A 348-nucleotide genomic window follows, 5' to 3' on the forward strand; every position below is an offset into this window, starting at 1 on the left:
GAATACTTATAACGTCTTTTCCTCTCATTCAATATTTTCACGGATTCGACTCCGCTTGTCGAGCCGGGCTTGTAGCTCAGGTGGTTAGAGCGCTACACTGATAATGTAGAGGTCCCTGGTTCGAGTCCAGGCAGGCCCACTGCCTTTAATGAAAGGCTAACGGGTACCAACCGGGGGATTAGCTCAGCTGGCTAGAGCACCTGCCTTGCACGCAGGGGGTCAACGGTTCGACTCCGTTATTCTCCACCATTACCTAAATACCGACCGGGTGTTTATTAGGTGACAGAATAATTCCGAAATTAGAATAGGTAACTGTTCGATTTCACCTTGTAGCCCAATTGGGGTTGC

2 tRNA genes are annotated in these 348 nt (G+C 49.1%); both read left to right on the forward strand.

Annotated features, from left to right (window positions below):
• Positions 1–65 precede the first annotated feature (65 nt).
• Positions 66–139, forward strand: a tRNA-Ile gene (locus HW556_RS18485).
• A gap of 33 nt (positions 140–172) precedes the next feature.
• Positions 173–249: transfer RNA gene (locus HW556_RS18490), tRNA-Ala, on the forward strand.
• The last annotated feature ends 99 nt before the right edge of the window (positions 250–348 follow it).

Origin of the sequence: Hymenobacter terrestris (genome assembly GCF_013377905.1) — a bacterium.
GTDB classification, from domain to species: domain Bacteria; phylum Bacteroidota; class Bacteroidia; order Cytophagales; family Hymenobacteraceae; genus Hymenobacter; species Hymenobacter terrestris.